This window comes from Paenibacillus ginsengarvi (assembly GCF_003626695.1).
GTDB classification, from domain to species: domain Bacteria; phylum Bacillota; class Bacilli; order Paenibacillales; family NBRC-103111; genus Paenibacillus_AB; species Paenibacillus_AB ginsengarvi.
On the sequence record NZ_RBAH01000057.1, the window covers coordinates 1 to 10,508 of the forward strand.

General features: G+C 47.0%; 9 protein-coding genes. 3 read left to right on the top strand and 6 right to left on the bottom strand.

What is annotated here, in order from left to right; genetic code table 11:
• Positions 1–210: 210 nt before the first annotated feature.
• The 3 genes from D7M11_RS35775 to D7M11_RS35780 all read left to right on the top strand — a co-directional run bounded on the left by D7M11_RS35775 (position 211) and on the right by D7M11_RS35780 (position 2,620).
• Positions 211–1,725: an oligosaccharide flippase family protein gene (locus tag D7M11_RS35775; RefSeq protein ID WP_120752051.1), complete on the top strand. Its 1,515-nt coding sequence runs from the start codon at positions 211–213 to the stop codon at positions 1,723–1,725.
• A 48-nt stretch (positions 1,726–1,773) separates the two neighbouring features.
• Positions 1,774–1,914 carry a hypothetical protein gene (locus D7M11_RS37050; RefSeq protein ID WP_193556367.1) on the top strand — a complete coding sequence of 47 codons (141 nt, stop codon included), beginning with the start codon at positions 1,774–1,776 and terminating at the stop codon, positions 1,912–1,914.
• A 499-nt stretch (positions 1,915–2,413) separates the two neighbouring features.
• Complete coding sequence (locus D7M11_RS35780) at positions 2,414–2,620, top strand: DUF1657 domain-containing protein (RefSeq protein ID WP_120752052.1); 207 nt, start codon at positions 2,414–2,416, stop codon at positions 2,618–2,620.
• A 263-nt stretch (positions 2,621–2,883) separates the two neighbouring features.
• Here the strand turns inward: D7M11_RS35780 and D7M11_RS35785 are convergent, their stop codons facing one another.
• The 6 genes from D7M11_RS35785 to D7M11_RS35810 form a co-directional block, all read right to left on the bottom strand.
• Positions 2,884–3,063, bottom strand: a complete 180-nt coding sequence (locus D7M11_RS35785; protein WP_120752053.1) for a hypothetical protein — start codon at positions 3,061–3,063, stop codon at positions 2,884–2,886.
• Positions 3,064–3,658: 595 nt separating this feature from the next.
• The gene (locus D7M11_RS35790; RefSeq protein ID WP_147433564.1) at positions 3,659–3,958 is read right to left on the bottom strand and encodes a hypothetical protein; all 300 of its coding nucleotides are present in this window, start codon (positions 3,956–3,958) and stop codon (positions 3,659–3,661) included.
• 8 nt (positions 3,959–3,966) lie between these two features.
• A complete protein-coding gene (locus tag D7M11_RS35795; protein ID WP_120752055.1) occupies positions 3,967–4,386 on the bottom strand; it encodes a hypothetical protein in 420 nt (139 codons plus the stop codon).
• Positions 4,387–4,951: 565 nt separating this feature from the next.
• A complete protein-coding gene (locus D7M11_RS35800) occupies positions 4,952–6,265 on the bottom strand; it encodes an ABC transporter substrate-binding protein (RefSeq protein ID WP_158607021.1) in 1,314 nt (437 codons plus the stop codon).
• 19 nt (positions 6,266–6,284) lie between these two features.
• Complete coding sequence (locus D7M11_RS35805) at positions 6,285–6,647, bottom strand: hypothetical protein (RefSeq protein ID WP_120752057.1); 363 nt, start codon at positions 6,645–6,647, stop codon at positions 6,285–6,287.
• A gap of 172 nt (positions 6,648–6,819) precedes the next feature.
• A complete protein-coding gene (locus D7M11_RS35810; RefSeq protein ID WP_120752058.1) occupies positions 6,820–9,051 on the bottom strand; it encodes a right-handed parallel beta-helix repeat-containing protein in 2,232 nt (743 codons plus the stop codon).
• Between the last annotated feature and the right edge of the window lie 1,457 nt (positions 9,052–10,508).

Consider the following 10,508-nt stretch of genomic DNA (forward strand, 5'->3'; position numbering starts at 1 on the left):
TAGATATGGCTGAAGCAAAAAGCAAACGCACCAAACAAACGGTATTGTGTCAACTCCAAGAGTGGATGGCCGATTTGCCCTTATACATTAAGGGTTTATTCGGTAATTTAAGCTGCGAAAGTTGAGTGATTAACTTGTCTCACCTCGAATCATATCTGAACAGCTGGCGCAATAAAATAAATAGGACAAAGCTGGGATATTTGAGGTGAAATGATGAGGTTACCTGATCTGGCTAAACAAATGGCACTCCGGACGGGTGCCATTTTCCTTGTGAAGGTAATGGGTTTTTTTTCTAGAATTTTTTTGTTCCGGCTACTCGGACCCGAGGGCGTTGGACTTTACCAAATGGCGTACTCTGCTTATGCGCTAATTCTTACCGGTCTCACCGGCGGATTCCCTACGGCGCTTGCTTTGGTGACGGCCAGCAACCACAGACAAGGGCTGCAATTATTTAAAGGTACGGGTATTTTTCTTGCCTTGTCCGGCATCGTATTAGGATATTACGTCTACGTTCTTGCACCGCGTATTTCTGTATTGCTGGGTAACACTCACCTAGAATTTGCTCTGCAATGCATCGCTCCCGCCATTGCTGCCGTTCCGTTCCTTACGCTTTTGCGAGGGTTTCTGCAGGGAGTGGAATACTACGGGTATATTGCGGTATCAGAGATAATGGAACAGCTTGTTCGCATTGTTGTAATGATCGTTATTGCAACTGCGTGGCTAAAGTTCGGTACCCCTTACACCGTCGGTGGTTTGATGTTAGGAGCTACTGCCGGGGCTCTTGTATCTTTATTTTTTTTGCTGATCATTCTAGTGAGCTCTGCCATCCATAAACTGAACTTCAATAATAGATCTGCCATGCAGCATTTGGCGAGACCCGGAATACTCATCTTTGTCCTCTCTTCGCTTTCTATTCTAGCTACTCGATTGATCGTACCCGCATCCGATTTTCTCGACGCCCTTATTATTCCGCACCGGCTGCAGACTTCAGGTTTCAACAGCGCCGAAGCGATTTCCGTCTACGGCATTATTACAGGTATGGCCACCATGGTTGTCTACATTCCTACGCTCGTTTCATTCGCGATGTCCTACACGTTATCCACCAAAATTACAGCGGATTGGCAAGCAGGACGGAAAGACCAATTTGTCAGGCAAACAGGGTCAGCGATGGAAATGATTTGGCTGTGGGGATCCGGTTCGGCTTTGGTTTTGTTTTTTTATGCAGGGGAACTTTCGAATTTGATCTTCTCCAATGCATCGGCGGAAACCGGTATACGTTACATGGCTCTGGCTCCTTTACTGTCAGGCATTAGGGAGCTTTCCACCGTTGCTTTGTGGGCATCCGGAGATAAAAAAACGCCTCTGATCGGGTTAATTATCGGCACAGTTTGCTCTTTAACACTAAATTATTATTTAATTGCTATTCCCGGATTCACCTATGCGGGAGCCGCCATCGGGATTCTTTCTCTGGAGATGATTGCCGCCTTATGGAATATGAACGCATTGAGAACGTGTACCCGAGGGATTCGGAAGGGATTATTTTCAGGCACGATGGTCATCATCTTGCTTTTTGCCGTAAGCTTGTTTTTGGCCAAACTAACCTCGCAAGCTGTTCATCTGTCCAGCAATGTACAATCTATCGGTGAAATGACAATCATCTACGGTCTCATGTCCCTTTATATTTTAATGCGTTTCTTGAAAAATGAGCGCCGTATTATTGTGTGAACGCGGTGCTCTTAACGGTTATCGGAGAATATTCCTTACTCTGCTATCATGTCTTGGGGAAGCAATGATGAGCTTGCGGTACGTGAACCGCTGAGTCAGATCTTCGTAGATGATGCGGCGGTGTCCATGGAGCGATGCCTGCAGCAGCAGCTCGTCGAACAGGTTGAGCCTGCGGCTTTTACCGGCTAAGCAGCAGCTACTCCTGCATCGTACGTGTTGTGCCTATCACCATCGAGTACATGCCTTTCGATTAGAACCTAATGACTTTGATAATCCGCGCACCACCTCGGATAAGCTGATCTGCTTTTTTTCGATCAATTCTTACAAGTACAGAAATGTCCGACGAATTTTCAACGTCGAAAACAGAAAATATACTGCCATTCGCGAACAGCACACCTTCAACTCGACTTTCTTCCCACGACTAGGAGTTGGAGGCGATTTTTGAAATTGAGTACGTTTTACACCAAGTACGAACAGGTAGAGGCAAAAGGCCGTCGGACTAATCGGTGGCCTTGTCGGTGTTTCAACTATAGTATCTGTTAGCATGATAATCGTAACCTTCGCGTTGTAAATGACAAATCTCCGTATTCTGAGCCGGCGGAAACCAGCCATTGTTGTATGAACATAACGGAACCGGGGTACATTATGTTTCGTTGCATAGAAGTTCTTTTGAGGGAGGTGGATCCCTATGACAGTAGCTTCTCAAGTTAAAACTTGCGTGGCCTCGTTAAAAAGTGCCCAAGCGAGCTTGGAACAGTTTGCTTTAGAAACCCAAAATGCTGAGGCGAAGACCCTCTTTACAAATGCTGCTAGCCAAACACAACAAATCGTACAGCAGGTCGAAAGCCGTGTACAACAATTAGAAAATGAAGAGCCGCAATACAAAGGTTTCTAAAAATTAAACATACAAAGGGCTACCGATTGCAAAATCACAATCAGTAGCCCTTATTCATGCGTAAATCCGAAAATGTTTCAGTTGTTAAATTTGGTTTGATTCAGTCGGTTCTTTAACAACTTCAATTAGACTTCTCTGATCTTGTTGTTTTTATCCAAAACGAAAATCGACTTGCAACAATAGAAAAAGCACCGCAACGGGTGCTTAGAGTTGTGAATCCATAAAAGTTTATCCTAGTGATTCACTTACGTTCAAACCTTGTCTCAAATACCATTTATCGTGGTTCCTATGTTCTCCAGTACCTCTTTTGTTCGTTCTATAACACTTGGCTCATTTGGGACCTTTTCAGTTGCTTTTCCATCCAGAATTATCGGTGTTTCATCACCATTCATTTTGTCTCGATTTTCAGGATGATTAACCGTTTTATATCCGTTTTTTTTCATTCTAGTCTCCTTTATTTTTGTATCTGCTACTGTTTTAACAGTTTTATTTTTCCGATATCCCAATACGTTATGCAGTTCTTTGCTACGATTTGTGGAAAATGCCGATTCACTCTGGCCATGGCAAAAAGTGAAACTGAACCGTGTAATGGGCCATTTCCAGACTGTCAGACAATGCCCGGATCATAGGCAGCACCCTTCACTGCAAGCCATGCGCTTCCCGATCAAGCTGGTATCATGGGAGGGTAAGAGTCACGATCGTAACCCCCGGCCTCACACAAATACTCAGAATACCGGCATTTATTTGTGAGCTTGTGCTCATTCTTCTGTATTCGACCCGATTTTGTTCGACCTCGGATTAGGTACGTACTGTAACTATGTGAACAAATTATAGCGATACGGCAATGTATATATGTTCTTGTCCTAGGACGTGGACAAGAACATATATCCTTAAAATAAAAAATCCGCGATCAAGGGAGTGTTGACAAAGTGAGGCTAGGAATCATTCCCCAAGCCTCACTTTGTCAACACTCCCATTTACGCGGCTTTGAGATAACATTGAATTGCTTTCGCGAGAATCGCAGCACTGTTCGAGATGTCAGTTGAATCCTTCTGCTTTGTTAAAGTCTCCACCAATCATTATCATTTTCATAAATGACGGGTGCAGACCCCATGCGAGTTGATTACCTTTTCTTTGTTCACCAATATTTTCTGCTTGCATGAGCTCGTTAATAGCGACTTTACTACCGCTTTTTGATTGTCGAATCAATTCTGCAAGCGTGACCTCAAAATCGGACCGTATCAAATGAGCGAATAGTCCTTTTGCCCCCAGGAAAGCTTCCAAATTTATATAAGTATGTTTTATGGGATGCAAATATGAAAAAATCCGTCTGGTCAATAACCAGCTCATCCATAAAGTGCAGTTGATGTTAAAAAAACTCCGACAGGAGGTAGTCCCTTACCAATAGTTGGAGATCCAGTGAGACTTGTATTGGTTGTAGCGATCCAAGTTCCGTACTCGCCTGCTTGTAAAGAGGGAGGCTTCATAATAAGCCGTCCATTTAAAATAAAATGTCGGATTCTAATTGAGGGATCATCAAATATAGTTAAATTACCAGAATACGATGCGTAAGGTGAATCAACTCTTAATTGTTTAGTGCTTTCATCCCAATATCCGTTAATTGGGATATCTCTGCCGCGAAAATTAATAGTACCAGTCACTACGTTACCTGAAACAGAGTTGATGTTAAATGTACCGTAAACGATAGGTCTCCCGCCTACAGAAGCGTCGATACCCCACCTTGAAGGGAATGGTATACTAACCATGCTGTTCTCTCCTTTATATAAATTTAGATTTGATAAATTGATAAATGGAATGATAGATACGGGATAAGGTAATTCAAACGATATTTATCATTACTTACATGATACGTAGGTGAATAACTATTTGACTGTACAGATACCTATTTTTTTGTGGTTTCCAATTATATCCTCCGTGTTGTTTTCAAATTATTTACCCTCCAACCTTAACTCTGGAGAACCCTTGTGAGCACGTATCAATATAGGTATGATCGACACGAGCCTGTTCTCTCGCCTTCCCTCACCGATACGCTGTTTCCGCCAGCGCCCTATTCGCCAACATTCTTTTTATGAACCTTTGGAACGATGAGGCCGCAACCCTTTTTTCCATCCGTTCTGGTGCGCGGACATAACAGCTTGATTCGGGTGCTGGCGCAAATCGGGAAATTTTGTTTTCGTCATCGATTGAATCCTTATTTCTTGAATGTTGTCGTCTTACGCTCCCAGTATAAAACAACTGATACGACATAAAATGTCGTATCAGTTTGATCAGGCGCTCGAATTGTGAGCGGTATCCTTTCTATATAGCGGCCTACTTTTTCAATGCGGCTTCGATCCTCTTGTCCGCCGTTTCCTTGGCTGTTCGAATGACTGTGTTCAAGTCTTGGCCCTTGCGAATCAGGACGGCCGCATTTGCAGCTTCCGGCCTCACAATCGTTTGATCATAGGGGGACGGCTTGTGCAGCTTGCGCGGAGCCGCTTTAAAAAACGCCTCGATATGTTTGCCTTTCATACTTTGCAAGTTCGCTCCGAACACTTTCTGGATTTCGGTGCTTTTAAGCGGTGTTACTCTGCCCTGCTTGGATACTTCGATCTGCACATCGTCCGACAGCATATACGCCATTACCCGGAACGCCTCCTCCTTATGCTTGCTCAGGTTGGACAGCACCATCGATTGAGTCGTCGATTCGCGCCCTGTGCCGACCGCTTCCGGGAAGTTGGGCAAGGCGACCATATCCCAGTTCAGATTGAATTCGCCCTTCTTGGACTCGTCCTCGAATCTTCCGACAAAGTTGTCGGCCCAGAGTGGGAACATCGCAAGCTTCTGATCCTTCATAAACACTTCTCTGCCTATCGGGACTTCGTTTTTCATAATGCCCGACGCTTCATAAGACTGCTGTACCATTTGAAATACTTTTTTCCAATCGTCGGAATCGATGACCGATTTATTCGTAACAGGATCGACGAAAGGCAATGAAAGCTGGGACGCGATCAGAGCGGGCTCGCTCGGATCGAAGCCGATATATTTGATTCCTCCTTCTTCTCGCGACAGCCTTTTGGCGATTTGCAAAACTTCCTCCCACGTCATCAAATCGCGCGGGTATTTCTCGCCGAACTTATCGAAAATATCTTTGTTATACAGCATGACGCCGACGCCGACGGCAAAGGGCAGAGCAGGCAGTTCCCCGCGATCGTCAAATTGCTTGATCGATTCGATAATGACCGGATTTACTTTGCTCAAATCGAGATTTGTCTTCTTGACGTAATCGTCCAAATTTTGCACCACTTTAAAATCCTTTAACCGCTGGATGTCGCTCGTGCTCGTAAAGACGATATCCGGGAATACTCCGGCAGCGAGCAGTTCCTCCGGCGTCGTGCCTTTATCCTCGACAATCATCTTCAGCGTGATGTGCGGGTACTTTTTGCCGATCGGTTCGACGAAGTAGGCCTTGAATTCGTCATCCGTCAAATTCGTCCGGAACCGGTAAACGGATAGCTCTACCGGTTTCACTTCCGCAGTCGCCTCCGGGCCTTTGACGGATTCCTCTTTCCCGGATTTCGAGGAACAACCTGTGGACGCAAACAGAAACATAAGAATGACAAGAACAATAATCGGTTTATTCAAAAAAATCACTCCATCCGTTTCATATTCGGTTGTTCCAAACGACTTCATCCGATTCCCGCAGCGGCAGTTCGATCAGCCTGCCCGTCTTCGCGGACAGCAATGTCCCTACGCATGCTTCAAAGATGCGGAGCGAAAAAGCCGGGAATACCTGTTGAGGAGAATCATTCAATACACTTTCCGCAAAGTCGTGAAATAACTGTACATAAGCGGCAACCGCATCGTCAGCCGAAACCGTATGATGCCCCAATCCTTTTTCCGTGAAGCTCAACAGGGCGGATTGTGCGCTGTCGTAATCGATCGTTCTTTCCTCCAGATGCAAGCAAATCGCTTCTTTCTTCTCCTCTTCCGTATACGATATAAACTTTTGTCCCTTGATTGCCATAAAAAATGAACCCCTTTTTATTCATCGGTTAACCCAAGGGTTTTTCCAATGTCTATTTTAAGGGGTGTACTTCAAGTCGAACTGGGGGTTTTCTTAAGACAAAAAAACGGCCATGCCGCTATTGGCATGACCGCTTTTCAGTGACGCATCGACAACGAGGAACTCTCCGCCGTTATGCTTTCGCTTCCCATAATATTAGGGTATCCGCTGTCGGAGCAGCGGAACATCGTATCGTAAAATGAGTAGTTGTCATGTCTGTAATCCAGAGATGTCCCGTATTGCCGAGAGGCGTCGGGGAAACATACGAAGGCAACAGGCCCATGCCGTGTGCAACGATGACAGAATCCGTCAACGCGCTTATTGTGACCGTGCCGTTCTTGACTGAGCCTATATACCCGAACGGGGCCCAAACGCCCGGGGTACCACCCGTTATGCAAACGTGACCGAGCGGCTTCCCTTTTCCCACGTCTTTATTCCAAATAATAGACAACGGCGTATACGACCCATCTGCAGGAATGGCTGCATCGTAACGTTGAATGGCCCTAGCAAGCGTAAAATCGCAGCTTATTTTTCCCGATCCGCTCGGCGTAACTGTGGGATCATATGCAATATTTTTCAGCGTGTTCGGGCACTCGAAACTATTGTTCATCACATATACGTTGCCTGACGGATTGTTTCGTAATAAAATCGCACAGAAATTGGAACCTGTTTTGATCGAATTTCCGCTCATCACGCCCGACCCGCTGCCGATTCCAATATGGCCTTTCGTATCTTCGAACGTATTACCCGTAAATACGAATGATTCAAACAGCTTGATAGCATTGGATCCGGCATCGGAAGAGCTAAAGCCACCTTGCAGAAAGCGGTTACCGGTTATCGTGCAATTGCTTGCCTGGAGAAGAATTTTGCAATCGCTTACCATATTGCCGGAAACGACCGCATTGGACGCCGCTATGCCCGGGTATTGCGTGACCGCATGCGTGACCCATCTGACATGATTTCCTGTAATGGATACCTTCTCTACTATAGCCTGGTTCGTCGCAAACTGTATGCCTTCCCCGTCAGTCACGTTCTCGACCGTATTTCCCGTAATCGCGCTTTCGCCACCTGGATTGTGCGAAGGATTGTTGACGTTTGAGTTATCCATGCGAATCCCGGCCGTTTTGACATTTTGAATCGTATTGCCCGAAATCGTAAAGTTCGTAATGCTAGTGAGACCGATACCGTACCGCAAGTTTTTGAATGTATTGCCGCTTATGACTAAATTGTGGATGTTTCGTTCTGCAGTTCCTGTAACTTCCTCATTGCAAGTAACCCCGCCGCCGATCGTGGAAGTAAGGCCGAACGTATTCACGCCGTCGTATAGAAAGTTACCGATGATTTCTCCATTGTACATGCCTTCCGAAGCGCCGGCATGCTTGAGCAAAATACCGTCGCCATTATGGTGATGGATTCGATTGCCCGCCACGCGCCAATTTCGGCTCCCGCCGATTCGGATCCCTTCTTCGCCTAAATAATAAACGTCGCTTCCTTCCAATGTGAAATTGTCACAAGACTGGATATGGATGGCGTCAGTACGATAAGAAATATCAAGATTCTTCAGCTTGAATTTTCCCGAATCTTTGATAAAAATCCCATGCGCCTGTTTGGAGTGCAGCTTCGTCGTTTTCGAGCTGGATATTTTGATACCTTCCACGAAGAAGTCCGTGCAGCCGAGAAACGTAAGTACCGTAATGATATCGGAACTGTTGTCCAAAAAGATTTCCGCTTTGTCTCCTCGAAAGCTGACCTTTTGCCCCGTTAATGTAAATCCGTCCGTCACTCTGTATTTTCCGTTCGGGAAGTACAGAACGCCCCCCTGCGGAAAAGCGGAGGAAACATAACCGATCGCACCGAGAGTCGCCGCCGTATCGTCGGCCGTCCCGTTCCCCTTCGCACCGAACCAGCGGACATCGATGGAATCGTCAATCATCATCCGCTTCAAACGGGCGCCGGACGCCGCCATGAGAATCGTCCCCGTATTGTCGACCGAGGTCGTATCGGCCGGATCGACATAGAAGTGGCCTTCCTGCCCTTTATCTCGGATAAAATAAAGGAATTTCGGGTCGGGATCGGAATTGGCCCGTAGCTCGGCAATCGTAGTCGCGATAATCAGATCAGCCGCTTTCAATTGGGGGACCTTGCCTTTGCCGTGAAGCTCTTCATATACCGATTCCGCAACCGATGCCCCCTCTTTCCCGTAAGCCGTTGACGGTCCGGGGAGCATACTGCCCGCGGCAATAGCCGCACCGGCCATGCCGAAGGCAGTGAGTAGCTTTCTGCGGCTTACATGGATGCCTAGCTCCTCAGGCTGTTCCTTGTCCAAACCTTTCCCCTCTTGCTGCTCCATCTTTTCATTCAACATATGAACCCTCCTATATGAATGAACTTGATTACCAAACCAGTGACATATCGCTATATGCTCCAATCCACTTTTCTCTTCGATGCTTATACTGTGGAAGACGCGGGTAACGGATGCCCCGCCTTTCCACTCCGAACGGCCCAAATTCTCGATACCGAGTGAGCGGCAGGCAGCACTTAGCCAGCGCGAAGCAATGAGACCGACTAGTTCCGGCTTCTCCGCCCAGTACGACCTGTACGGCTGTTCTTCCGCCAACTTTCTCGGCCCGATGTCCACTCCCGCGTGAGCGATCCGATCCCATAGCTGGAAGCGCGGGTAATCGGGTTCCGCCCGGAAGCGCTCGGGCCATGCTTATCCATAATGAGGTATCGGGACCGTATAAGCCGCATGCGGCTTTGCTTCATACCCTGTAAAAACGATTTCGTCCGGAAATACTGCAGCGCCGGATGCGCCTCATGATCGGCCTTCACGTCTCGGAAATAGGTGATCCGCTGGCGTTCTTCGATCAGGCTCGTCCTGAAGCCGGTCGATGCAGAGCTCCCATACCGGAACATTCGCTGTTCGGCACATGGATGCGGCCACTCCTGCAGCAAATCCGAGCTGTATTCAGAACGGCTCCATGCGGACCGTACCAAAGCTCATATGGGCTTCTCATTAGCCTGGTCGCCCGAGCTACCTTTCCCACCTCCTACGCAACCGCTTACAAGAGCGGCTGCAGTCATCAAGCATACGGCAGCATTTCCCCATTTTACCGTCATACCTAGACCCTCCTCTGATGCATATATGGTGAGAAGACTCGGTGACTTTCATCTGGTACTTATTATAAGCGTCTGCCGAGGCACTTCCACTTCCATTTTAGTTCCATCATAAATGCTGTACTGATGGGCCTAAGGAAATGCTTCTCCGACGACACCTACGGACTGGAGATGGGCCAAAATATAAACCCGGGGCTTCGCTACGGGTCCTTACTGGCAGTACAATACCTGTTACCACAAGGATAAAGACGGCATCTTCATCCCCGGCATCATGTCCGAAGGCCGCAAGGAGCTTATCCAGTTTTTTGAGACTTGAACAAAGAGAAGGCGATTATGGCCGATTTCGCGGTTCTGAATTGGGCCGATACGAACGCCCAATTTTATTCAGGCATCAAGGAGCGCGGCTATTAGGATTTGGTCTGGAAATAAAAAGTTTTCATACACGTGACCGCTAAAAGAATAGACCCAGCCGATCGCATACCGGTGTTCTTCGGTGTACCAGTATACTCCGAATCTGCTTCCCTCATCATTGACAGACAACGGCTCCTTGAAGCTGATGACGGACTACGGGCCGCAACCGGTCCTACCCCCTAATTATGGAGAATAGTCTGCACAAGCTAGAGCGTTCGCAGTCTTACTTGAAATCTCACGTAATCAGGCTTTAAAGCGCAACTTGGAAGGGGGTTAAGTCTGGCTTCGCAGCGG

What these genes read in the sequence shown, in the direction of transcription:
- D7M11_RS35810 (WP_120752058.1), bottom strand. Translation starts at nt 9,051, where the DNA reads ATGTTGAATGAAAAGATGGAGCAGCAAGAGGGGAAAGGTTTGGACAAG.
- D7M11_RS35805 (WP_120752057.1), bottom strand. Translation starts at nt 6,647, where the DNA reads ATGGCAATCAAGGGACAAAAGTTTATATCGTATACGGAAGAGGAGAAG.
- D7M11_RS35795 (WP_120752055.1), bottom strand. Translation starts at nt 4,386, where the DNA reads ATGGTTAGTATACCATTCCCTTCAAGGTGGGGTATCGACGCTTCTGTA.
- D7M11_RS35780 (WP_120752052.1), top strand. Translation starts at nt 2,414, where the DNA reads ATGACAGTAGCTTCTCAAGTTAAAACTTGCGTGGCCTCGTTAAAAAGT.
- D7M11_RS35775 (WP_120752051.1), top strand. Translation starts at nt 211, where the DNA reads ATGATGAGGTTACCTGATCTGGCTAAACAAATGGCACTCCGGACGGGT.
- D7M11_RS35785 (WP_120752053.1), bottom strand. Translation starts at nt 3,063, where the DNA reads ATGAAAAAAAACGGATATAAAACGGTTAATCATCCTGAAAATCGAGAC.
- D7M11_RS37050 (WP_193556367.1), top strand. Translation starts at nt 1,774, where the DNA reads ATGTCTTGGGGAAGCAATGATGAGCTTGCGGTACGTGAACCGCTGAGT.